This window comes from Micromonospora thermarum (assembly GCF_012034245.1).
GTDB classification, from domain to species: Bacteria; Actinomycetota; Actinomycetes; order Mycobacteriales; family Micromonosporaceae; genus Micromonospora; species Micromonospora thermarum.
This window is the reverse complement of record NZ_JAATEO010000001.1, coordinates 1-21,913: the sequence shown is the minus strand read 5'-3', so window position 1 is coordinate 21,913 and position 21,913 is coordinate 1. Positions and strand designations below refer to the sequence as shown.

General features: G+C 72.6%; 19 protein-coding genes and 3 tRNA genes. 11 read left to right on the top strand and 11 right to left on the bottom strand.

Annotation, left to right across the window (positions count from 1 at the left end):
* Positions 1–50: 50 nt before the first annotated feature.
* Positions 51–635 carry a hypothetical protein gene (locus HCJ94_RS00110; protein WP_167998882.1) on the top strand — a complete coding sequence of 195 codons (585 nt, stop codon included), beginning with the start codon at positions 51–53 and terminating at the stop codon, positions 633–635.
* A 50-nt stretch (positions 636–685) separates the two neighbouring features.
* Here the strand turns inward: HCJ94_RS00110 and HCJ94_RS00105 are convergent, their stop codons facing one another.
* Complete coding sequence (locus tag HCJ94_RS00105; RefSeq protein ID WP_167998881.1) at positions 686–2,281, bottom strand: ricin-type beta-trefoil lectin domain protein; 1,596 nt, start codon at positions 2,279–2,281, stop codon at positions 686–688.
* 276 nt (positions 2,282–2,557) lie between these two features.
* On the opposite strand from HCJ94_RS00105, the gene HCJ94_RS00100 reads away from it, so the two are divergent.
* Complete coding sequence (locus tag HCJ94_RS00100) at positions 2,558–3,256, top strand: glycosyltransferase family 2 protein (protein ID WP_167998880.1); 699 nt, start codon at positions 2,558–2,560, stop codon at positions 3,254–3,256.
* On the opposite strand, the gene HCJ94_RS00095 is transcribed toward HCJ94_RS00100, so the two are convergent.
* A complete protein-coding gene (locus HCJ94_RS00095) occupies positions 3,253–4,149 on the bottom strand; it encodes a transketolase family protein (RefSeq protein WP_167998879.1) in 897 nt (298 codons plus the stop codon). The genes HCJ94_RS00100 and HCJ94_RS00095 overlap by 4 nt on opposite strands.
* Before the next feature lie 2 nt (positions 4,150–4,151).
* The gene (locus HCJ94_RS00090) at positions 4,152–4,802 is read right to left on the bottom strand and encodes a thiamine pyrophosphate-binding protein (protein ID WP_167999155.1); all 651 of its coding nucleotides are present in this window, start codon (positions 4,800–4,802) and stop codon (positions 4,152–4,154) included.
* Between the two features lie 176 nt (positions 4,803–4,978).
* Here HCJ94_RS00090 and soxR point away from each other — a divergent pair, with 176 nt between their 5' ends.
* On the top strand, positions 4,979–5,416 hold the full coding sequence (gene soxR / locus HCJ94_RS00085) for a redox-sensitive transcriptional activator SoxR (protein ID WP_167998878.1): 438 nt from the start codon (positions 4,979–4,981) through the stop codon (positions 5,414–5,416).
* On the opposite strand, the gene HCJ94_RS00080 is transcribed toward soxR, so the two are convergent.
* A complete protein-coding gene (locus tag HCJ94_RS00080; RefSeq protein ID WP_167998877.1) occupies positions 5,413–6,390 on the bottom strand; it encodes an NAD(P)H-quinone oxidoreductase in 978 nt (325 codons plus the stop codon). The two genes, soxR and HCJ94_RS00080, sit on opposite strands and share 4 nt — an antisense overlap.
* A gap of 160 nt (positions 6,391–6,550) precedes the next feature.
* Between HCJ94_RS00080 and HCJ94_RS00075 the strand changes: the two genes are divergently transcribed.
* A tRNA-Ser gene (locus tag HCJ94_RS00075) sits at positions 6,551–6,637 on the top strand.
* A 96-nt stretch (positions 6,638–6,733) separates the two neighbouring features.
* Positions 6,734–7,267 carry a YbhB/YbcL family Raf kinase inhibitor-like protein gene (locus tag HCJ94_RS00070; protein WP_167998876.1) on the top strand — a complete coding sequence of 178 codons (534 nt, stop codon included), beginning with the start codon at positions 6,734–6,736 and terminating at the stop codon, positions 7,265–7,267.
* 117 nt (positions 7,268–7,384) lie between these two features.
* Here HCJ94_RS00070 and HCJ94_RS00065 read toward each other — a convergent pair whose 3' ends face one another.
* The gene (locus HCJ94_RS00065) at positions 7,385–8,095 is read right to left on the bottom strand and encodes a class I SAM-dependent methyltransferase (RefSeq protein ID WP_167998875.1); all 711 of its coding nucleotides are present in this window, start codon (positions 8,093–8,095) and stop codon (positions 7,385–7,387) included.
* A 211-nt stretch (positions 8,096–8,306) separates the two neighbouring features.
* On the opposite strand from HCJ94_RS00065, the gene HCJ94_RS00060 reads away from it, so the two are divergent.
* Entirely contained in the window at positions 8,307–10,127 is a 1,821-nt protein-coding gene (locus HCJ94_RS00060; RefSeq protein WP_240943717.1) for a DUF6311 domain-containing protein, read from the top strand.
* An 18-nt stretch (positions 10,128–10,145) separates the two neighbouring features.
* Here the strand turns inward: HCJ94_RS00060 and HCJ94_RS00055 are convergent, their stop codons facing one another.
* Positions 10,146–10,922 (bottom strand): IucA/IucC family C-terminal-domain containing protein, encoded by a 777-nt coding sequence (locus HCJ94_RS00055; RefSeq protein ID WP_167999153.1) that lies wholly within the window; start codon positions 10,920–10,922, stop codon positions 10,146–10,148.
* 280 nt (positions 10,923–11,202) lie between these two features.
* Here HCJ94_RS00055 and HCJ94_RS00050 point away from each other — a divergent pair, with 280 nt between their 5' ends.
* Positions 11,203–12,723 carry a peptide deformylase gene (locus HCJ94_RS00050; RefSeq protein WP_167998874.1) on the top strand — a complete coding sequence of 507 codons (1,521 nt, stop codon included), beginning with the start codon at positions 11,203–11,205 and terminating at the stop codon, positions 12,721–12,723.
* 181 nt (positions 12,724–12,904) lie between these two features.
* Here HCJ94_RS00050 and HCJ94_RS00045 read toward each other — a convergent pair whose 3' ends face one another.
* Entirely contained in the window at positions 12,905–14,023 is a 1,119-nt protein-coding gene (locus HCJ94_RS00045; protein ID WP_167999152.1) for a globin domain-containing protein, read from the bottom strand.
* Between the two features lie 167 nt (positions 14,024–14,190).
* Between HCJ94_RS00045 and HCJ94_RS00040 the strand changes: the two genes are divergently transcribed.
* A complete protein-coding gene (locus HCJ94_RS00040; protein WP_167998873.1) occupies positions 14,191–14,961 on the top strand; it encodes a CPBP family intramembrane glutamic endopeptidase in 771 nt (256 codons plus the stop codon).
* Between the two features lie 24 nt (positions 14,962–14,985).
* Here HCJ94_RS00040 and HCJ94_RS29790 read toward each other — a convergent pair whose 3' ends face one another.
* Complete coding sequence (locus HCJ94_RS29790) at positions 14,986–16,245, bottom strand: hypothetical protein (protein ID WP_240943716.1); 1,260 nt, start codon at positions 16,243–16,245, stop codon at positions 14,986–14,988.
* A 636-nt stretch (positions 16,246–16,881) separates the two neighbouring features.
* Between HCJ94_RS29790 and HCJ94_RS00030 the strand changes: the two genes are divergently transcribed.
* Both HCJ94_RS00030 and HCJ94_RS00025 read left to right on the top strand, forming a co-directional pair.
* Positions 16,882–16,972: transfer RNA gene (locus HCJ94_RS00030), tRNA-Ser, on the top strand.
* A 35-nt stretch (positions 16,973–17,007) separates the two neighbouring features.
* Positions 17,008–17,080 (top strand) — tRNA-Arg (locus HCJ94_RS00025).
* Here the strand turns inward: HCJ94_RS00025 and HCJ94_RS30860 are convergent.
* Positions 17,046–18,596 carry a tyrosine-type recombinase/integrase gene (locus HCJ94_RS30860; protein WP_167998872.1) on the bottom strand — a complete coding sequence of 517 codons (1,551 nt, stop codon included), beginning with the start codon at positions 18,594–18,596 and terminating at the stop codon, positions 17,046–17,048. The two genes, HCJ94_RS00025 and HCJ94_RS30860, sit on opposite strands and share 35 nt — an antisense overlap.
* A 356-nt stretch (positions 18,597–18,952) precedes the next feature.
* The gene (locus HCJ94_RS00015) at positions 18,953–19,930 is read right to left on the bottom strand and encodes a cation diffusion facilitator family transporter (protein ID WP_309227089.1); all 978 of its coding nucleotides are present in this window, start codon (positions 19,928–19,930) and stop codon (positions 18,953–18,955) included.
* Between the two features lie 243 nt (positions 19,931–20,173).
* On the opposite strand from HCJ94_RS00015, the gene HCJ94_RS00010 reads away from it, so the two are divergent.
* A complete protein-coding gene (locus HCJ94_RS00010; protein WP_167998870.1) occupies positions 20,174–20,533 on the top strand; it encodes an ArsR/SmtB family transcription factor in 360 nt (119 codons plus the stop codon).
* Positions 20,534–20,577: 44 nt separating this feature from the next.
* Here the strand turns inward: HCJ94_RS00010 and HCJ94_RS00005 are convergent, their stop codons facing one another.
* Entirely contained in the window at positions 20,578–21,639 is a 1,062-nt protein-coding gene (locus tag HCJ94_RS00005; RefSeq protein ID WP_167998869.1) for a HupE/UreJ family protein, read from the bottom strand.
* Between the last annotated feature and the right edge of the window lie 274 nt (positions 21,640–21,913).

The following is a 21,913-nucleotide window of genomic DNA, read 5'->3' as shown; positions in this document are numbered from 1 at the left end:
TGTCGAAGTCGCGGCTGGCGCGGCCACACGGAGCGACGAGAGGGAGAGTCATGGCACGTTGGGGATTCGCCGCCACCACGCTGCTCGCGGCGGTCACGCTCGGTCTCACCGGCTGCGGCGCGGCCCAGGTGACGGGTGAACCGGCGCGGGAGGCGGCCGTCGAGGTCGCCGCCGCGATGGGGGTCGAGGGTCAGGCGCTGGCCGCGATGGGCTTCGACCCGGCCGAGATGGACGTGGCGACCGTCGCCGCGCCGGCCTCGCCGTCGCCGTCGACCTCCGCGGCGCCGGGTCGCCGGGAGCGTGCCGAGGAGTGGCGCAAGCGCCGGCAGGCCCGGGTGCTGCTGCGGAAGAACACCCTGCACGGCGAGGTCGTGGTGCAGACGAAGGACGGCGGTACGAAGACCGTCGCGGTGCAGCGCGGCGAGGTGACCGCGATCGACGGGCAGAAGATGACCGTGAAGTCCACCGACGGCTTCACGATGACCTGGACCTTCGGCCCTGAACTGCGGGTGCTGGAGCGCCGCCGGACGGTCCAGCCCGAGGCGGTCGAGGTGGGCAGCGTGCTCGGAGTCGCCGGCGCGAAGGACGGCGAGAACGGCGTGGCCCGCCTGATCGTCCTGCCTCGCGGCAAGTAGGTACGCGGAGGGGAGCCCCCGGTCGCGTCGGCCGGGGGCTCCCACCCTGTTCAGTAGACGCGCGACCCGATGAAGTCGTCGTGGCCGTAGCCGACCGGGTTGGCGAAGGTGCGGGACTCGAAGGACCACTGCTGGCGGCTGCTCGTCGAGCAGGTCGCCAGCCGCAGCCGCGGGGTGCCGAGCCACGGGTTGTCGAACGCCAGGCAGAGGTTGGTGTTGCCGGCGGCCTTGATCTGCCGACCGCTGAACACGAACTTCTGGTTGGCGCCGCCGTGGCAGTCGTAGATGTTCACCGCCGTGCCGGCGGTCAACGACCCGCCGGCCACGTCCAGGCACCGGTCGTGCGACAGCTCGGAGTGCAGCGACTGGCGCGTCGGGTCGTACCAGAAGCCCTGGTTACGACCGCCGTGGCAGCCGTACGACTGCTGGACGGTGCTGTTGCGCGAGTCGTACCCCCGGCCGTCGACACAGGTGCCGGTGGCGGCGTTGCGGAGCTGCCGGAACTCGAACAGGCCGGGGTAGAGCACACCGTTGCCGGTGCTGGCCGGGTCGACGCAGGTCGCCCGGTCCTGGCCGGAGGCGTAGAACTGCGTGATGCACTGGGCGAACATGCCGTGGCCCCGGTAGTTGGGGTGGAAGGACTGCCGGGCCGCGTTCTCGTCCCAGATGCCGAGTTCGATGTAGAGGCCGCGCACCGCCGTGACGTCCATGCAGACCTCGTGGCCGTGGAAGAGCCGGCTCGCGTCCAGGTAGCGGGTTCCGGTGTTCGCCGCCGCCGCCCGCAACGCCGTCTCGAACAGCGGCACCGCCTTGTTCCGCGCGAACGCCGCGTCGGCGAGGTAGATCAGGCAGCCGCCCGCGTACCAGCCGGGGAAGTTCGGGTTGTCCTCGACGTCCGGGCTGCCCGGGCTCGGGTACGACATGAGCACCAGCTCGTAGTCCGAGGTGAGGTAGCCCGCCTTCGTCATGGTCTGCCGGATGTCGCGGAGTGCGTCCTCGACCGCGCGGCGGCTGCCGTCGGTGCGGATCGTCCACTGGTCGGTGTAGGTCGGCCAGCACGGACCCTGGAAGAACACCCGGCGTACGGCGCAGTCGGTGGCGACCGGACCGAACTGGATGGTGCCGTCGCCGTTGGCGCCGACCACGACCCAGATCAGCTTGACGTGGGTGTTGCGGGCCTTGATGCCGAGGTAGTCGCCCTGGTTCAGCTCGTTGTGCTGGGTCGGGCCGCCGGCGATCAGGTTCCACGGGGTCGCCCCGGAGCAGGCGATGTTGTACTTCGCGTCGGCGGCGATGCCGGTGCGGAACACCGCCTGGTCGTACGACCGGTCGCACCAGTTGCCGGGCTGGTGCGTGCCGGGGACGTAGTTGCCGACCCCCTCGCCGGAGATCTCGCTGTCGCCCATGGTGACGAGCGAGGTGCGGCGCTGCTCCAGGGGGCGGATGTCGGGCGCCCCGTAGAGCGCGGTGGCCTCGGCGGCGCGGATCGCCTCGAGGTTGGCGGGGAGTGGTTGGACGGTCGGACGGTCGGCCGCGACGGCGGGGGTGGCCGGCAGGCCGAGCAGCGGGAGAACGAGCGCGGTGACGATCGCGGCGGTGAGGGTTCTCCGTCGGGTCGTCCGTTCGCGCCTGGGGTTTCCACGCATCGACGCACTCCTTTCGGTCCGATCGTCGGACGTCGATCGGGTTACCGGACGGTAACGCGTGTGATGCAGGCATGTGAATGCATCTCAGAATGGTTGCGCGTCGGCTGCCGAACCGGACGATCCGGGCGCATCGCCGACGCGGATCGGGGCGTCGAGAGGGCAGGACCGGCCGTTCACCGGCGGGAACGAGCCGGTCGGACGGTGGCCGAGCGTCGGGCGGAGCTGGCCGGCAGGGTAGGCTGTGGCGGCGTATTGTCCGTTACCGGGGAGAATTCCGTGAAGCTCTCGATCCTCATGCCGGTCTACAACGAGGAAGAACGCATCGCGGACGCCCTGAAGCAGGCTCTGGCGGTCGACTACCCGTGCGAGATCGAGCTCGTGGTGGTGGACGACGGCAGCCGGGACGGCACCGGGGAGATCCTGGGCCGCGCCGACGACGCGCGCCTGCGCGTCATCACCCACCCGCGCAACGCCGGCAAGGGCGCGGCGATCCGGACGGCGGTCGACAACGCCGAGGGTGAGTACATGGTCATCCTCGACGCCGATCTCGAGTACGACCCGCAGGACATCCCCAAGCTGCTCGCGCCGGTCCTCGACGGGCGCGCCACCGTCGTCTACGGCAACCGCACGTTCGGCAGCCACAGCGCCTACAGCTTCTGGTACGTGATGGGCAACAAGGGCGTCACGATGGCGGCGAACGTGCTGTTCAACTCCTACATCGGCGACCTGGAGACCTGCTTCAAGCTCATGCCGGTCGAGCTGTACCGCTCGCTCGAGATCCGCTCCCGGGGCTTCGGCATGGAGGCCGAGGTGACCGGCAAGCTGCTGCGCCGCCGCATCCGCCCGTACGAGGTCCCGATCAGCTACCGCGCGCGGAACCGCGAAGAGGGCAAGAAGATCACCTGGAAGGACGGCGTCGAGGCGCTCTGGATCCTCGGCCGTGAGCGCGCCCGCCGCCGCCCCCGCTCCCGCTAGGCCCGGACCAACGCCGGCGCCAGGAAGTCGGCCACCGACCGGCGCAGCCCTGCCGCGTCCAGCCCGTGCCAGCGGGTGTGGTCCTCGGCGGACCCGTACCGCCGGAGGTCCTGCCGGCCGACGCCGAGCGCCAGCAGCCGGTGCGGGCGGTCCGCCAGCGCGGTTGTGACCACCCGACTCGACGTCCCGGCGAGGTAGGGCTCCACCAGGATCACGTCGGTGCCGGCGAGTGCCCGCAGCCCGGCGACGTCGAACGGCCGCGGCCGGTGCGTGTACGCCACCGTGACCGGCAGGTCGGCCGTCGCCGCCAGCGCGGCGTCCAGGACCGGCCCGACCGCCACCAGCAGCGGCGCCCCCGGCCCCGCGTCCCGGACCACCCGGAGCGAGCCGTCACCCCCGTACGGCCGGTCGTTGTGCAGGACCGACAGCCGCACGTACGCCGACGTGTCCGCGGCCACCGTCGCGCGCAGCAGCGCGGGCACCTCGCCCGGGTGCCCGGGGACGTGCACGGTCCAGTCCTGGAGGGTGTCGATCAGCGCGACGTCGGCCGGCGAGAGGTGGGTGCGCCCGGCGGCCGCCCGGTCGTACGAGGCGCCGACGCTGACCAGCACGGCGCTCACGCCCTGGTGGTCCAGGTCGAGCTTGAGCTGCTCGTACGCCCGCTCGACCAGGAACGGCGCGTAGCTGTGCACGACCGGCCGCAGCCCGGTCAGGGCCAGCCCGCCGGCCACGCCGACCATCAACTGTTCCCGGATGCCCACGTTGACCACCCGGTCCGGATGACGGGCGGCGGCGGGGGCGAACTGGGCGGCCGAGATGTCGGCGAGCACCAGCGCCGTACGCGGATCCTCCGCCAGCAGCGCGGTGGTGGTGTCGATGAAGCTGTCGCGCACGGTCACTCCCCGGTGTCGACGGCCGCGACGACGACGTGCGGCCGGTGGTTGTCCTGCCCGGTCAGGGCGGTGTGCAGGGCGTCGTGGTCGTGCCCGTCGACGGTCGCCGCGGTCCAGCCGTTGACCGTGAACCGGGCTGCCGCGCCGCCGGGCCAGCCGTGCGTGGCGGAGGAGTTGTCGACGACGATCGCGGTGAGGTTGGCCAGCCCGGTCGCCCCCGCGTACGCGATCGCCTCGTGGTTGGAGCCCTCGTCCAGCTCGGCGTCGCCGACCAGCACGTACGCGCGGGGGTCCAGCAGACCCTGGGCCCGCAGCCCGAGCGCGGTGCCCACGCCGAGGCCGAGGCCGTGGCCGAGCGAGCCGGAGCCGATCTCCACCCCCGGCACGAGCAGCCGGTCCGGGTGGTCACCGAGCCGGCTCGCCGGGCCGCCCTGGTCGTCGAGCCAGTCGACGGGGATGAAGCCCTTCGCGGCGAGCACCGCGTAGTAGCCGGCGACCGCGTGCCCCTTGGAGAGCAGGAAGCGGTCCCGGTCCGGGTCGTCGACGGTCGCCGGGCTGACCCGCAGGATCCGGTCGTAGAGCACCCAGAGCACGTCGAGGGTGGAGTACACGTTCGCGCCGAACTCCCGGCCCGCGCGGACCCGGTCGAGCAGCGGCGCGACGGCGTGCCGCCCGTCGAGTGGCGCGGTGGGGTTCCGGCCGTCGGGGGGGTGCGGCGGCGTTCCGGCCGTCGAGTGGCGCGGCGGCCTCGACGAGCCTCGTGGTGGTGGCGAGTCTGGTCATGCGGATAGCCTGCAAGTTCAAGTTAACTTCAACTCAAGGCGACGTGATGCAGGAGTCACTGACCATCGGCCAGCTCTCCGAGCGCAGCGGAGTGGCGCCGTCCGCGCTGCGTTACTACGAGCGGCTCGGCCTGATCCGGGCCGAGCGCACCGGCGGCAACCAGCGCCGGTACGCGCGGATCGAGCTGCGGCGGGTGGCCTTCATCCGGATCTCGCAGCAGGTCGGCATCTCGCTCGACGATATCCGCGAGGCGCTCGACTCGCTGCCCGCCGCGCGGACCCCCACCCCGGAGGACTGGACCCGGCTCTCCCGCGTCTGGCGGGACCGGCTCGACGAGCGGATCCGGCTCCTGACCAAGCTGCGCGACGACCTCGACGGCTGCATCGGCTGCGGCTGCCTGTCGTTGCGGCGCTGCGCCCTCTACAACCCCGGCGACACGCTGGCCGGTGAGGGGTCCGGCGCGCGGCTGGTGCTCCCGCGCTAGGGGACGGTCAGCAGCACCTTGCCGACGTGCTCGTTCGACTCGATCAGGCGGTGCGCCGCGGCGGCGTCCGCCATGGGCAGCCGGCGGTCCACCACCGGACGGATCTTCCCCTCTTCGACCAGCGGCCACACCTGCTCGCGTACGCCCCGGACGATCTCCGCCTTCTCCTCGATCGGCCGCGAGCGCAGCGCCGTCGCGGCCACCGTCCCCCGCTTCGCCAGCAGCGTGCCGAGGTCCAGCTCGCCCTTGCGGCCGCCCTGCATGCCGATCACCACGAGCCGGCCTCCGGTCGCCAGTGCGGCGACGTTCCGTCCCAGGTAGGAGGCGCCCATGATGTCGAGGACGACGTCCGCGCCCCGGCCGTCGGTGACGCGCCGGACCTCCTCGACGAAGTCCTGCTCGCGGTAGTCGATCGTGTGCGCGGCACCCAGCTCCCGCAGGGGGCCGTGCTTCGCCGCCCGGGCGGTCGCCACCACCGTCGCGCCGAGCGCCGAGCCGAGCTGGATGGCGAAGGTGCCGATCCCGCTGCCGCCGCCGTGCACCAGCAGCGTCTCCCCCTTCGTCAGCCCGGCCAGCTGGACCACGTTCGACCAGACCGTGCACGCCACCTCGGGCAGGGCCGCCACGTCGACCAGGCCGACGCCGCCCGGCACCGGCAGCAGCTGCCCGGCGGGCACGGCCACGCGCTCCGCGTACCCGCCGCCGGCCAGCAGCGCGCACACCTCCTGGCCGACCACCCACCCGGTCACGTCGGGGCCGGTCGCGCTGACCACCCCGGAGCACTCCAGACCGGGGTACGCGGGCGCGCCCGGCGGCGGCGGGTAGAGCCCCTGCCGTTGCAGCAGGTCCGCTCGGTTCACCGCGCTGGCGCGCACGTCGACGATCACCTCGCCCCGGCCGGGCTCCGGGTCGGGCACCTCGGCCCACACCAGGGCGTCGGGTCCACCGGGCTCCGGGATCGTGATCGCGCGCATGGTCCCTGTCTACCGCACCGGCTCGGCGGCCGGCGGCGCATCCCCGGCGAAGCGGCGCGCCCCACTGTGGACGCCGGTCGGGGGTGGGCGTGCGCGTTCGCTCGGCCGGCCGCCGTGGCAGACTAGGCACGGTCGCGTACCCCACGGGGTGCGCGGGCCGGGAGGGTTCGCCTAGTGGCCGATGGCGCTGGTCTTGAAAACCGGTAGGGCGGCAACGTCCTCGTGGGTTCGAATCCCACACCCTCCGCACCGGGTCCAGCGGGCGCTTCCGGTTCGCTCGGAGGCGCGGTCGGGGTATGAAGGTGCGCAGGAGATATCGCGCTCACCGGAAGGATCCGTCCCGATGACCCTGGAACGTCCGATCGCCCCGGACCCGTACGAGCTGCTGCCGACCGTTCCGTCGTTCACGCTCACCAGCGAGGACGTGCAGAACGGCGAGCCGATGGACGCGGCCCACGCCCACCCCGGTGGCGGTGGTGACAACGTCTCCCCGCAGCTGGCCTGGTCGGACTTCCCGGCCGAGACCAAGGGCTTCGCGGTGACCTGCTTCGACCCGGACGCGCCCACCGGCAGCGGCTTCTGGCACTGGGTGCTGGTCAACCTGCCGGCCAGCGTCACGCAGCTGCCCCGGGGGGCGAGCGACGCCGACCTCGCGGGTGGGTTCACCGTCCGCAACGACTACGGCGAGCAGGGGTACGGGGGCGCCGCTCCGCCGCCGGGTGACCGTCCGCACCGGTACGTCTTCGCGGTGCACGCCCTGGACGTGGAGCGCCTCGACGTGACCCCGGACGCCACCCCGGCGTACGTCGGCTTCAACCTGGCCTTCCACACCCTGGCCCGCGCGGTGATCCGCCCGACCTACCAGGTCAAGCAGTAACCCGCGCCTGACCCCCGCGATCTTGCACTTCTTGCCCCGACAAATCGTGTCAAAAGCCGCGTAGCCGGGGCCGAAAGTGCAAGATCGCGAGGGAGGGGGGAGGGAGCCCGGGCCCGGTCAGGACGGGGTGCGGGCTACTGCGAAGACGGACTGGCCGAACGGGGGGCGGATGCGCTGCTCGGCCGCCTTCGTCGCTGGGAGGACCAGGGTGTCGTACACCTTGACCATCGGGCCTTCCTTCGGCATCAGCCGGAAGACCTTGGTGGCCATGAAGTAGCCGATCAGGCCGAGCGCGTTGGCGTAGTGGATCTTCTCCACGGTGAGGCCGGCCTCGGTCATCGCTGCGGCCAGGGTCTTCTTGGTGTAGCGCCGGACGTGGCCGGTGGCGATGTCGGCCGGGCTCATCGCGAACTGGAAGGCCGGCACGATGATGATCACCGCTCCGCCCGGGCGGACCAGGTCGCGCATGCTGCGCAGTGCGCCCACATGGTCGTCGATGTGCTCCAGCACGTTGTACGACACGGCCGCGCTGTAGTCGCCGCGCTCCGAGTGGGGCAGCAGCATCTGGCGCACCTCGACGGACGGCTCGGCGGCGAGCCGCTCCTTGAGCGCGACCAGCCGGTCCGGGTCGGCCTCGGTGGCGGTGAAGCGCGGCACCCGTTCGGCCCACTCCAGCGCGTAGTCACCGAGACCGCTGCCGATCTCGATCGGGTTGTCACCGAGGTACGGCAGGGCGAGCTCGACGAACCAGCGACGGTGGTTCACGGCGGTCGCGAGGCCCTCCAGAACCTCGGACTGCACGCGCTGATCTCCGGTGATATCTGCCATGCGTCGATTCCTCACGGTGTGACTCGATCCGCGCCTGGACCGACAGAGTGAATCATCCGCATCGAAGGCAGAACAAATCGGGGCACCGGGGTGGCCGAATTGTGGTCGGGGGGCGGGCACGTGATCGGCGGTCGGCGAACCCGGCACATAGTACTCAGTACCCCGAAACCTGTCACGGCAGGCTCATCGCCTGACTACTCTACGAATCGTCATGACTACTCCGGAATCGGGCGCACCCCTCGGCGCTACCGGGAGCCGGGGCGAGCGGGAAGGGCCCGACGAGGGCGCGTTTCCGCTCCGCGGGCGGCGGGCGGACCTGCTCGCGGTCCTGAGCTTCGTCGCACTCGCCCTCTGGGTGACCGCCCGGCTCTGGCTCCACCCGGACCGAGGGCTCCGCGACAACCGCACCGACCAGTCGCAGTTCGAATGGATGATGGCGCACGGCGCACGGGTCGTGACCGAGTTCGTCCATCCCTTCACGTCCGACCGGATGAACGTTCCGGACACCGTCAATTTGATGGCGAATACGTCCGTATTATCCGTGTCTATACCGATGACGCCGGTCACCCTGCTCGCCGGTCCGCGAACGTCTTTTCTCCTTTTCCTCACTCTGGGCATGGCCGCCACCGCGACCTCCTGGTACTTCCTGCTCTCCCGGGTGCTGCTCCGCTCGCGCGGACCGGCCTGGCTCGGGGCGGCCTTCTGCGCGTACGCCCCGGCGATGGTCTCGCACGCCAACGCCCACCCGAACATCGTCTCGCAGTTCGTGGTGCCGCTGATCATCTGGCGCACCCTGCGCCTCGGTGAGCCGGGACGCTGGCTGCGCAACGGCGTACTGCTCGCCCTGGTGATCGTCTGGCAGGCCTTCATCAACCTGGAGATCCTGCTGATGACCGCGATCGGCCTCGGCGTGGTCGTGGTCGCCCTGGCACTCGGCCGGCCCGAGCTGCGCCGGCTGGCCCGTCCCTTCGTCGCCGGGCTGGGCGTCGCCGCCGTGGTCGCGCTGGTCGTGCTCGCGTACCCCCTCTCCGTGCAGTTCTTCGGGCCCGGCGCCTACCAGGGGCTGTCCCGCCTCATCCGCGGCTACTCCACCGACCTCGCGTCCTTCGTCGCGTACTCCCGGGAGTCCCTCGCCGGGGACCAGCGCAGCGCGACGGGCCTGGCCAAGAACCCCACCGAGGAGAACGCGTTCTTCGGCTGGCCGCTGGTGGTGCTCGTCGTCGCGCTGGTCTGGTGGCTGCGGCGCGACCCCGTCGTCCGCGGGCTGGCCGTGCTGGCGCTGCTGTTCGCGGTGCTCTCGCTGGGCCGGGAGATCCAGTTCAACGGCCGGGGTACGGGCATCCCGGCCCCCTGGGCGGCGCTGGAGAACCTGCCGATCCTGCACTCGGTGGTGCCGACCCGCTGGTCCCTGGCGATCACCCCGATCATCGGGCTGCTGCTGGCCTACGGCGCCCAGCGCGTTCGTACGCTCGCCGCCCGGCACCCGGACGCCCGACCGCAGATCCGGTTCGTCACCGGCACCGTGCTGGCGATGGCGCTTCTGCCACTGCTGCCCACGCCGCTGCCCGCGGTGCGGCTCGACCCCACGCCCGCCTTCGTCACCTCCGGCGCCTGGCGCCCCTACGTGGCGGGCGGGCGCAGCATCGTCACCCTGCCGCTCCCGGACACCCATTACGCCGACCCGCTGCGCTGGTCGGCCGAGACCGGGCTGGAGATGCCGATCGCCCGGGGCTACTTCCTCGGCCCGGACACCCGACCCGGAAGACACCGGGTGGCCCTGTTCGGCGCGCCGCCCCGCCCGACCAGCGACTACTTCGGCCTGATCCGGCGCACCGGCGCCGTGCCGCCGATCACCCCGCGGGCCCGGGTGGCCGCCGTGGACGACCTGCGGTACTGGCGGGCCGGGGCGGTGGTGCTCGGCCCGCACCCGTACGCCGACGCGCTGCGCCGCGGCATGACCGAGCTGACCGGGGTCCGGCCGACGTACACCGGGGGTGTCTGGCTCTGGGACGTGCGCGAACTCACCGACTGACGGCCGGCGGGCGGCCGTTCACTGGCGGACGCAGCAACCCTGGCAGATCTTGGGGTTGGGGAGGGTGAACGCCAGGCAGCAGGTGCGGCGCTGGACGGTCGGCTCGCCGGACGGGCCGGGGACCAGGTCCACCAGGTCACGCAGGTCGAGCGCGCCGAGCAGGGCGTCGATCGTCGCGACCGAGGAGCCCGGCAGGCTGTCGGCGGCGCGGAGGATCCCGTGCGCGATGCCGGAGGCCACCGAGCCGAGCAGCGTCCGGGTGCCGATCCGCACCTCGGCCTGGATCGCCGCGATCATCGGAGTCAGGTGGGCGTCGAGCAGCGAGGCCCGGAGCGCCTGGAGCAGTTCCGCCTCGCCGGCCACGACCCGCACCTCGGGCAGGCCGGCCAGCGCCAGCGGGTCGCCCGGCAGGACGGCGACCGTGGTCGACCGCCGCAGGCCCATCGTCAGCAGCGGCCGGTGGTCCTCGAAGTGGATCAGCACGTCGGCCGGGGTCAGCAGGGGCACCCGCCGGGCGGAGGCCCAGCCCAGCACCACCGGCAGCGCCGTCCAGTAGCTGTACGACTTCCACGCGAGCGCGGCGCAGGCGTGCGGGGTGCCACCCCAGCGGGCGGTGGCCGCGCGCAGGAACTCGGGCAGCCGGGTGCCGTCGACCAGTTCGGTCGCGGGGGACCAACCGAACTCGTCGGCCACCAGCAGGCCGCGGGCGAGCCCGGGCACGTCGTCGGTGCCGAACATCTGACGCAGGGCGGCGGTGACCGGAGCCAGCGTGGCGGCGATCTCCCGCCCCGGCATGACCGCTGTCACCTGACTCGTCCCCCGTCCGAAGCGCCGCGTCTCTGAGCTAAGGCTAGCCTAACCACATCGATCGGGCGAAGGGAAGGCCCACCTCAGTCGGATGGATGACCGGCCCGCTCGCGCTCAGGGGTTCTACCCGGCGTCCGGCTCGGGAAACGACGGCCGGAGTATCGACGCCCGTCGCTCGCGCGTCAAGGCACGTGTCGACAAGGTGGCAGTTGTGTACGCGACCGGCGACGGAACGTGAAACTGAATACTCCCGGCCACGAGGAAGCTGATGACGACCTCACCGCTCGATCGGGCTGCCGACTCCTTCGCCGCCGAACTCGCCCGTCACCGGACCGGGCGGGGACTGTCCAAGAAACAGCTGGCGACGCTGATGGGGTTCGACCCGTCGTACGTCAGCCACGTCGAGGGGCGGCGACACCGCCCCACGGAGGACTTCGCCCGCCGAGCGGAAGCCGTCCTGGACGCCAGCGGCGCGATCTGGCAACGCTACCGGGAGTACGACGAACTGCGGCACGCCCGCGGTGACAAGGCCCACCACCGGGAGTCCCCGATCCCCGGGCAGTGGCTCCCGCCCGGCACCGGCCTCATCGTCGAGCGGGAACAGGCCACCCTCACCTACCTCGACGAGGTGTACCGGTGCGTGATCCGGCGGGGGCTGTACAACGCGGGGACCGAACCGGTCACCCGCTACCTCGTGCGCGTCGCCGTCGACCGCTACCCCGCCGACCCGGGCCGATCGAACCGGCACCACCGGGAACACCCGCTCACCTTCGCCGAGCTGCGACTGCGGGCGCACCGGCTGGACGCGGGCGAACGCGAGGTCATGCACTGGCGCGCCAAGCACGACCGGGACGCCTTCAAGGAGATCTGGCTCCTCTTCGAGAACGCCGACCGGCGCTTCCCGCTCTACCCCGGCGACCGCGCCACCATCGAGTACGCGTACCACGTCGGAGCGGACAAGTGGGGCCCCTGGTTCCAGCGGGCCGTCCGGGTGCCGACGCGGCACCTCGCCGTACGCCTGGACCTGCCGGCGGCGCTCGACCCACAGGTCTGGGGCGCGGAGACCTCGCTCTCGGCGGAGGAGGGCCCGCTCCGCACCCCGGTGGCGCGCCGCGAGGCGGGCGACCGGGTGGTCTTCGACTGGGCGACCGACGACCCGCCGCTGAACGCCCGCTACCGGATGCAGTGGCGGTTCCGCGCCCGGCCCGACGGGGACCCGGACGAGCCCGACCGCGTCCGGCCCAGCGACCGCATGCGCGGCCTCGGCATCGTCCAGCGCGGTGCCGACCTGCTGCGCCAGCCCACCCAACCGTTCGACCTGCCGCGCGAGGAGCAGGTGGCCCGCAACGTCGTGGACCGGCTCGCCGGGACGCTGCTCCGCCTCGACGAACTGCACCCGTTCAGCAAGGGTGTCGGAATCGCCGCCCCCCAGCTCGGCATCGGGCGGGCCGCCGCCGTGGTCCGGCCACCGGACCGGGGAGCCGAACCCGTCGTCCTGCTCAACCCCCGTGTGGTCGACGCGTCGCCCGACGTCGACGAGCAGTACGAGGGCTGCCTCTCCTTCTTCGACCACCGGGGCCTCGTGCCCCGCCCGCTGCGGATCGACGTCGAACACGCCCATGTCGACGGCGGCCGGATCATCACCTCGTTCGAGTACGGAATGGCCCGGCTCGTGGCCCACGAGATCGACCACCTGGAGGGGCGCCTCTACGTCGACCGGATGGCACCCGGCGTGCCGCTGGTGCCCGTCGAGGAGTACCGCTACTCCGGTCAGCCCTGGCGCTACTGACGCCCTCTCGCGCGTCGCCGCGCGTCCAGCCCCGGCGGCACGACCACGTCCGCCCAGGTGGGAAGGACGGCAGGGCGGACGTGGTCGTGCGGGGCGGTGCCGGTCCGCCCGTTTCGGGGGGACCGGGGCGCGTGCCCGAGCGGGCGGAGGCACGCGCCCCGGTCCTTGGGGGAGGAAATGTCTACAGCTCGCCGAAGGTGTCGTACCGGGTGCGCTCCGGCGGCACGTCGTCCCCGGCCAGCACGCGCAGCGTGGCCCGGACCATCGGGGCCGAACCGGAGATGTAGCAGTCGTGCGCCGTCCACGGCCCGTACCGGCCGACCACCTCGGAGATGTCGCCCAGCTCGCCGTCGAAGTCGTCGTCCTCGCTGCACGCCGGCGTCACCGACAGCCACGGGTGGGCGGCCACCAGATCCTGGAGGCCGGCGAGACCGTACAGGTCGTCCCGGGTGCGGGCGCCGTAGAAGACGTGGACCCAGCGGGTCCGGTTGTAGCTCGCCAGCTCCTCCACGAGGGCCTTGACCGGGGCGAGCCCGACACCACCGGCGACGCAGAGGATGTCCCGCTCGGACGCCCGGTCGAGGGTCATCGACCCCATCGGCGCCGCCAGCCGCAGCAGCTCACCCGGCTTCACCCGCCGGACCAGCGCGCCCGAGACCCACCCCGCGCCCTGCGGCGTCCGGACGTGGAACTCCAGCACGTTGTCGTCGTTCGGCGCGTTCGCCACCGAGTACGTGCGCCACACCCGCGGGTGGTACCGGGGCACCTCGACGCTGACGTACTGGCCCGCCCTCCACCGCAGCGGGTGCTGCAGGGCGCGGACGGTCAGCACCGCCGTGTCCAGCCCGTACCGCTCGTGGGTGAGCACCTCGGCGTGCCAGAACGGCGGGTCGTCGTCCGCCGCCGCGCCGGCGAGCATCTTCGCCGAGATCGCCGCGTACGCGTCCCGCCAGGCCTGGTCGTACTCCAGGTTCCAGCCGTCGCCGGCGGTGCTGCGCAGCGCGTCCAGCAGCGCGACACCCATGGTCTCGTAGTGCGTCGCGTCGACGTGGTACTTGCGGTGGTCCCGGCCCAGCGAGCGGAGGAACTCGTCGAAGCTCTCCGGGTCGTCCACGGTGTGGATGGCCGTGATGATCGCTTCCAGCAGGCGGTCGCCCTGGCCGGTCATCTGCACCGGGAAGAGCGGGCGCAGCTCGGGGTCGAGCAGGAACAGCCGGGCGTAGAAGTGACCGCTCAGCCGGTCCCGGTGCTCCTCGACCAGGGTCCAGCTCTCCTTCAGCAGCCGCGCGACGTTGTCCACGGGAGCGTGCTCCTTCTCCGTACGGGGATCGGGCATCCACAGAATGTCCACGGAGAGTGCCGACCGGTCGCACAGAATGTGCGACCAGCTCGTGAGGTCTCCTCGGCGCTGCCCGCGAGATCTCCTCGGCGCTGCCGAGCGCGGCTCCGGTCAGGCACAGTGGTGCGGTGACCCTCGAGCTCGACCGCCCGGTGACCCGCCGGACCCTCGGCACCGAGACGCTGCTCGTGCTCGGCCTGTCGCTCGGCCAGTCGGCCGTCTACGCGCTCGTGTCGATCGTCGCCAAGCTCACCGCCGACGGCCCGCTCTCGGCGCAGACCGCGGCACTGAACACGTCCCGGTCCGCCCGGCCCTACCTCGACCTCACGTACCAGTTGCTCGGTGTCGTGTTCGCCCTGCTGCCGGTGCTGCTCGCCGTACACCTGCTGGCGCGGGACCCCGGCGACCCGGCGCGGACCCTCGGCCTGGACGCCCGGCAGCCCGGCCAGGACCTGGCCCGGGGCGCCGGCCTGGCCGCGCTGATCGGGCTGCCCGGCCTGGCCCTCTTCTGGGCGGCGGCGCAGCTCGGCGTCAACGCCACGCTGGTGCCCGCCGCACTGCCCGACCTGTGGTGGGCGGTCCCGGTGCTGATCCTGGCCGCCGTGCAGAACGCCGTGCTGGAGGAGGTGATCGTGGTCGGCTACCTGATGACCCGGCTCCGGCAGCTCCAGTGGCGGCTCGGCGCGGTCATCGCGACGAGTGCGCTGCTGCGCGGCTCGTACCACCTCTACCAGGGCTTCGGCGCCTTCGTCGGCAACGCGGTCATGGGCGTCGTGTTCAGCCTGTTCTACCTGCGGACCCGGCGGGTGATGCCGCTGGTGGTGGCGCACACCCTGCTCGACATCGTGGCCTTCGTCGGCTACAGCCTGCTCCCGAAGGAATGGTTCGACTGGCTCTGATCGGCCGCTCGGTGCAAGCCGGCCTCAGTTGACCCGGGCGGTCCGCGGCGGTCGGTAGGCCGCGACGGCACGGGCCGCGAGGCGCTCAGTCGCCGCGGCGTCGCCGGTCGCGGCCGCGAGCGCTGCCGCGCCCGGCAGCAGCCGGGACACCAGCCGCAGCGCCAGCCAGCCGCCCGCCTGTGCCGCGAGCGGCGCCGCCAGCCGCCAGGCGGCCTCCACCGCCCGGGGCCAAGGCGCCTCACCCGGCCCGTCCGCCGCCCGGGCCGCCTGGAGCGCCGCGCGGGCGCTGTCCGCGTCCGGGTGTACCTGCGTCAGCACCAGCAGCTCCACCGCCCGGTCCGGGTGCGTCGGGTCCCGGTCGTACGCCGCCGCCAGGTGCAGCACCAGGCTCGCCTGCGTCCACAGCACCGCGCCCAACTCCGCCACCGGCGCGAACACGCCGGCCAGCGCGGCAACCCCGCCACCCGCCCCGGCCTGCCGGACGTACCGCCGGGTGGCGAGCCGGGCCAGGCCGTCACCCGTCGCCTTCGGGTACGCCGACCGCAGCCGCTCGGCCCAGTCACGCGCTCGCGGCCCGACGCCCTGCACGGCGGCCAGGGCGAGCAGCTCCGGCGCGTACCCCGGATGGTCGAGCACCCGCCGGGCGACCACCTCGGGCGTACGCGTCAGGACCGGCCGGTGGGCCGGGTTGTCCGGCTGCGGCGTGGTCGGGGCCGCAGCGGCGTCTGCGGGCGTCCTGGCGTGCGGAGAGGGCGCCGCGTAGTCATCCTCGGCCGTCGTCGCGGAAGGCGCGGTGGCTGCCGTGGGAGGGCCTGCCGGGGTGTCCTGGTGCGGTGGGGTGGCTGCCGCGGGAGGGTCTGCGGGGGTTCCCGCGTCGGGGTCGGTGGCCGCCGCCGGGGGGTCTGCCGGGGTGTCCTGCTGGGGTGCGGTGGTCGCCGCCGGGGGGCGTGCGGGGGCGTCCGCGTCGGGTGCGGGAGTGGCCGTGGGAGGGGTCACCGTGGCGGGGCCCTCCTGCTCAATGGCCGGCTTCGGTGCCGTCCGGGTGGTCCTGCGGGCGCGTGCGGGAGCGTCCTTCGGGGCGGCTTTCGTGGTCCGTTTGGTGGCCGACTTGGCGCGGGTGGCGGTCGGCGCGTCGGCGGCGGGGGCGTCGACGCCGACTGCGGGCTCGGCTTCGGTCCGGGTGGTGCGACCGGACGTGGCCTTCTTCGCCGGCGTTCGCTTCGCCCGGGGCGCGTTGGTCGTCCCCGGCGCCCGGCCGGATGCGGCGTCTGTGTCGTCGGTCACCCTGACCTGCGGTGTTTCCCCTGCTGGCGGCGCCTCCGGCGGCTGCTTCGCGCCAGCCTCGGGACGTCTCGGTCCAACCGGGCTCAGCTCCGGTTCGGGGCTCGTGGGTTCGCCCGACGGTGCCGGACCCGGCTGGCGGGACCGGGTCGGCGGTGTCGGCTCCGGCGGCCGGGTCACGGCCTCGGCCTGCGGCCCAGCGTCGGGCCGCACGGCCTGGGCCTGCGGTCCAGGGCCGGGCTGTCGGGTCACGGACTGGGCCTGCGGTGCCGGGTCGGGCTGTCGGGGTGCCGGCGGCTGCGGCGCGGGAGGCTGGAAGAGCACGGTCGGCGCCGGCTTTGCCCGCTGTGGCCGCCGTTGTCCGGCGTCGGCAGCCGGAGCGGGCTCCACCGGAGCGGGAGGCGGGGTGAACGTGGCCCTCGGGGAGCGCCTCCGCTTCTCGGCAGCAGGCTCTCGACGGGTCGGCTCGCTCGACGGCTGCTCGTGCATATCGATGGAGCGTAGTCTTGATCACGTTCCCGCACAGCGGGGAATCGGGCCGGACCCGGAGCCCTGGTCGGGGCGCGCGGGGGAAGTCGCTTTGCTCCCGACGGCTGGGGCCCTGTATCCTCGGGCCCGGTGGCCTCCAGGGGTCGCCGGGGAGACTTCGCCTAGTCTGGTCTATGGCGCCGCACTGCTAATGCGGTTGGGGTCTTAAAGCCCCTCCCGGGTTCGAATCCCGGAGTCTCCGCGCGAAAGTCGGTCGTGTAGGCTGGCTGAGCACCAGCGCCCGTAGCTCAACGGATAGAGCATCTGACTACGGATCAGAAGGTTAGGGGTTCGAGTCCCTTCGGGCGCGCAAGGTCGAAAGGGGTCCGGGCTGCGGGATCGCGGTTCGGGCCTTTTCTGTTGTCCGCCTGGTGTGGACGGTGGGTGTCACGTGGGTGCGATGTGGGTGTCGGCGCCTGCGCGGGCTGTGTGCTGCGGCTCGGCCGGCTGACCTGCGTCTTCGCCGCGGCTGCGGGAGCCGTCGGGGTGGGGGCACCTGTTTTCGGCCGGGGGTTGGGTCGGTTCTTCCGGGCTTTGTTCTTGATCTTTTTGCGGGTGCGGCGGGCGGCGGCGAGGACGAGGTGGGCGGTGGCGTCGGCGCAGCGCCGTTGCACTTCGGGTAGGACGCTGGTGTAGGTGTCGGCGGTGGTGACGATGCTGGAGTGCCCGAGCAGGTCCTGCAGGGTCTTCAGGTCGGCGCCGGCTTCGTGCGCGAGGGACGCGGCGCCGTGGCGCAGGTCGTGCAACCGGACTGGCGGAAGTCCGGTGCGTTGGACGAGTTTCCGGAACCGGGTGGTGGCGTAGTTCGGGTTGATCGGCAGCCCGTCGGCGCGCGCGAACACGTACCCGGTGTCGGTCCACGGCTTGCCGTCTTCGGCGGCTTGGGCGCGCTGGTCGAGCTGCCAGCGGCGGTGCGCGCGCAGCACCTGCACGGTGCGCTTGTCCAGGGCGACCGCGCGACGGCCGGCCGGCGTCTTCGGATCGCCTTCGACAATCTGGTAGCCGGCGGTGGTCCGGTTGCGTTCGACGGTGAGCACGCCGCGGTCCAGGTCGATGTCGGCCCAGCGAAGCCCGCACATCTCACCGCGGCGCAGGCCGCGCAGGGCGGTCAGCCACCAGAAAGCGTACAGGGAGTCGTCGGTCACGGCGCCGAGGAACGTGGCGAGATGCTTGGCGGTCCATACGGCCACCGGTGGCCGCTCGCCGTCCTGTTCCCAGCGCTCGACGCGGGCGTCGGTCCACACCTTGGCGTGGGGCTGCTGGTAGCCACTGATCTCGATGTGCCTGGCCGGGTTGCAGTCGAGGAGCCCTTCTCTGACGGCGAGGCTGAGGGCGGCGCGCAGGGTGGTGCGCAGGTGCTGCATCGCCGAGGCCGACTGCGGGCGGCCCTTGCTGTTAATGGTGGTGGCGATCTGGGCGAAGAGGGTGCGCAGGAGGCGGGTGTCGAGATCCGTCAGCCGGTAGCGACCCAGGTAGGGGATGAGGATCTTCTCGACGTCGCGGGTGTAGTGGAAACGGGTGGTGGGTCGGATCTTCGTGCGGGTATCGAGCCAGTGTCGCAGCCACCGTTCGACGGTCCAGCCCTGCGCGGTGCGGTCGGCTTCGGTGGTGCTCAACCACTCCTGACGGGCCTGGCGGGCGGCGGTCTGGGACGGGTAGCCGCCGCGGCGGATCCGCTCGAAGCGGCCGAGCACGTTGCGGGCGGAGCAGTGGAAGTACCAGGTGCCATGGTTCCGCTCGCGAAGCCGGGGACAGGCCTTCTCCAGCCGTCGTCCGTACGGGTCGCGGCATCCGCACCGCTTGAAGATCGTGCCTGCCGATGTCATGCGAGCCACCCTTTCCGAGTCCTTGAGAGGCAGGATGGGCGGCCGTTGCCGCGCACGCCACGGTTGACGATGCTCTCGTGCGGCGGCTGCGTCTTCGGGCTGGTCACGCTGGCCACCCGTGATCGCTCGGCCATGGGTCGCGGCGACGTGGCCGGTGGCGGCTGCGGCGTTGAGGCTGTGGGTGTCGGGCGGCCCGAGCCGGGGAAGCTGGATCGGCCGCCGATCAGCCGCTCGTCACGGAGCTGCCCACCACGCCTCTGCACGCGCACGTGGGATCCAGGTTTGTTGCGCCAGTGCACAAGTGAGGTGACCAGCTCACCGGCGTGCCCCTTGTCCGTGTCGGCTGGTCGCGGAGGTCAGCTCCCCGGTGGTGGGGTGATGGCGCGGCGGTGGTGGGACAGGACGGGGTGGTGGTGGGCGCCGGGGTGGCAGTCGGGGTCGGTGTGCACGGTGGCGGTGGTGAGCCGGGGTACGGCGTGGGTGAGTTGGTGTTCGGCGTCGGCGGTGATGGCGTGTGCGGCGACGAGGCTGAGGTGGGTGTCGACGACGAGGTCGGCTTCGGCGTGGAGGCGGTGGCCGATCCACCGCAGTCGTACGGCGGTGACGTCGCGGACACCGTCCACGGCACGCAGGGTGTCCTCGGCTTGGTCGACGATCGCGGGGTCGACCGCGTCCATCAGCCTCCGGTACACCTCCCGCGCGGCGTCCTTGAGCACAAACGTGATCGCCACCGCGATGGCCAGGCCCACGACCGGGTCGGCCCAGTCCCAGCCGGCCCAGGCCCCGAGGGCGGCGGCGACGACGGCGAGGGAGGTGTAGCCGTCGGTGCGGGCGTGCAGCCCGTCGGCGACCAGCGCGGCCGAGCCGATCCGCCGACCCACGCGGACGCGATACTGGGCGACGAGTTCGTTGCCGACAAATCCGACGATCCCGGCGGCGAGTACCCAGGGCAGGTGGGTGACCTGGGCGGGGTGCAGGAGCCGGTCGACGGCGGTCCAGGCGGCGGCGACGGCGGAGCCTGCGATGACCAGGACGATGACGATGCCGGCGAGGTCCTCTGCGCGGCCGTAGCCGTAGGTGTAGGCGCGGGTCGCGGCGCGGCGGCCGAGCAGGAAGGCGATGGCCAGGGGTACGGCGGTCAGCGCGTCGGCGACGTTGTGCAGGGTGTCACCGAGCAGCGCCACCGACCCGGACATGGCGACGATGACTGCCTGCGCGGCGGCCGTGACGCCGAGGCCGACCAGGGAGATCCACAGCGCCCGCAACCCGTCGCGGGAGGACTCCAGCGCCGGGTCGATCTTCGCCCGGGAATCGTGCGAGTGCGGAACCAGCACGTGACGCAACCGGTGCCACCACGAGCCTGGCCCCCGACCGTGGCCATGCTCATGGCTGTGGTGGTGGCCGTGCGACACGTCCTGCCCTTGCTCGCGGCCGCGGCCGGCGTCGTGGTCGTGACGATGTCCCGCCCTGTGGTCGTGGCTGTCGTCGTGCTGCTCGTCCTGCACAGGCTCAGGCTCCCCGAGGTGCGGCACAGCGCGGTCATTCCCCGCTGTCTCCCGCCCGGATAATATGTGCTCATGTATGCACGCGACAACGTTGCAGGTGCCGGTGACTTGCAACAACGCCTACCCCGCGACAGCGAGGTGTTGGCGGCGACCGACATGCTGCGCATGCTCGCCGACGGCACCCGGCTACGCCTGATGTGCCTGCTCGGCGAGGGGGAGCACGACGTGAGCGCGCTGGTGTCGGCGGTGGGGGTGGCCCGGCCGGCGGTGTCGCAGCACCTGGCGAAGCTGCGCCTGGCCGGATTGGTCACGGTGCGCCGCGACGGCCGCCGCGCCCTCTACACCGCCCGCGGCGGACACGTCCGCCGGCTGGTTACCGAAGTCCGACACGCCGCCGCCCACCGGGTCACCGGTGAGCCCGGCCATGACTGACGGGCGCAGCTGACCGGCGCAGGGTCCGGCGCCGGCGGGGGAGGTCACTCGATGGGTCGGGAGCGGGGGTCGTCGAACCAGTCGCGCGTGAACTGGGCCAGGGCGTCGGGGTCGACGGTGTCGCAGGTGAGGGTGCGGTAGGCGTGCACGGCCTTGACCACCTCGCCCTGCTCGGCGGCGGAGCCGCCGACGACCCGCCCGGCGGCCGGGTCGGTGACGAAGCCGCGCAGCTGGGACACCTGCTCGGCGGGCAGGTCGGGCCGGTAGGTGACGATGACGTACCCGTCGCCGATCACGTGCCCGAACGACGTCGCCGGCACCGCCTCGCCCGGCTCGAAGAAGTCCTTGGCCGGATGACCCCCGCCGGCCGGGAACGCTTCGGTGCGGTCACGGACCTCACACGAGCCGCCTGCGCCGGCCTGCGCCTGGACCGGGCGCAGCACCTCACCACCGGAGCTGATCGCCAGCACCGCCGCGGCCACCGTGCCGGCGGCGACGAGCGCTGCGTGGGACAGCCGTACGTCGCGCAGCCTGGGGATGTAGTGGCGCAGCACGTCACCGAGCATGAACATCGCGACAACGGCGATGAGTTGGCCGATCTCCACGCCGACGTTGAACGCCAGTACCCGGGGGATCTCCCCGCCGGCGGGCGGGCCGACCTCCTGCAGCCGGGTGGCCAGGCCCAGGCCATGGACGAGGCCGAAGGCGAGTACGGCGGCGGCGAACCACGTCCAGTCCTTCGGCCGGCCGCGCAGGCCGACGACGCCGACGAAGACCAGGCTCAAGGCCACCACGACGTCCACCAGGACCGGGTTGACGTGCCAGTCCGCGACGGTGGCGGTGAACAGGGTGGCGCTGTGTCCGAGGGCGAACAGCGAGATCAGTTTCGCGGCCCGGCGCATCCCGCCGGCGAGCAGCAGGATCCCGCCGACGAACAGCAGATGGTCCCAGCCGGCGAGCATGTGTTTCGTGCCCAGCCACACGAACCCACCGACGGTGTCGCTGGACCCGCCCACCCCGTGCGCCCAGGCGGCGCCGGGTGCCGCCAGCACCGCCGTGATCACCATGGCGGTGACGGTCGCCGTCCGCTTGCCTGCCGCTGACATCGCCGATCCTCTCCCGGACGCGTCGCCCTGTCCCGGGCCGCGTGTCACCGTAGCGGCCGCTTCGGGGATCCGACCGGATAGTCGCTGGACAGGAGTGGAAAGTTCCCGCTCAGGGTCCAGGTGTCGCGGCTGAACACGGTGCGACTCGGGTGCCGTGCCTGCTGCCGGTTCGGCACGCCGGGTCGTTAGCCACGTGACCGGGGCGGCACTCGGCCTGCCACCGTAGGCTTGACTGATCATGGCTGATCGCCGCACGCACAACCTTCGCAACGTC

What these genes read in the sequence shown, in the direction of transcription:
- HCJ94_RS00110 (WP_167998882.1), top strand. Translation starts at nt 51, where the DNA reads ATGGCACGTTGGGGATTCGCCGCCACCACGCTGCTCGCGGCGGTCACG.
- HCJ94_RS00105 (WP_167998881.1), bottom strand. Translation starts at nt 2,281, where the DNA reads ATGCGTGGAAACCCCAGGCGCGAACGGACGACCCGACGGAGAACCCTC.
- soxR (WP_167998878.1), top strand. Translation starts at nt 4,979, where the DNA reads ATGCAGGAGTCACTGACCATCGGCCAGCTCTCCGAGCGCAGCGGAGTG.
- HCJ94_RS00080 (WP_167998877.1), bottom strand. Translation starts at nt 6,390, where the DNA reads ATGCGCGCGATCACGATCCCGGAGCCCGGTGGACCCGACGCCCTGGTG.
- HCJ94_RS00070 (WP_167998876.1), top strand. Translation starts at nt 6,734, where the DNA reads ATGACCCTGGAACGTCCGATCGCCCCGGACCCGTACGAGCTGCTGCCG.
- HCJ94_RS00065 (WP_167998875.1), bottom strand. Translation starts at nt 8,095, where the DNA reads ATGGCAGATATCACCGGAGATCAGCGCGTGCAGTCCGAGGTTCTGGAG.
- HCJ94_RS00060 (WP_240943717.1), top strand. Translation starts at nt 8,307, where the DNA reads ATGACTACTCCGGAATCGGGCGCACCCCTCGGCGCTACCGGGAGCCGG.
- HCJ94_RS00055 (WP_167999153.1), bottom strand. Translation starts at nt 10,922, where the DNA reads ATGCCGGGGCGGGAGATCGCCGCCACGCTGGCTCCGGTCACCGCCGCC.
- HCJ94_RS00050 (WP_167998874.1), top strand. Translation starts at nt 11,203, where the DNA reads ATGACGACCTCACCGCTCGATCGGGCTGCCGACTCCTTCGCCGCCGAA.
- HCJ94_RS30860 (WP_167998872.1), bottom strand. Translation starts at nt 18,596, where the DNA reads ATGACATCGGCAGGCACGATCTTCAAGCGGTGCGGATGCCGCGACCCG.
- HCJ94_RS00010 (WP_167998870.1), top strand. Translation starts at nt 20,174, where the DNA reads ATGTATGCACGCGACAACGTTGCAGGTGCCGGTGACTTGCAACAACGC.
- HCJ94_RS00005 (WP_167998869.1), bottom strand. Translation starts at nt 21,639, where the DNA reads ATGTCAGCGGCAGGCAAGCGGACGGCGACCGTCACCGCCATGGTGATC.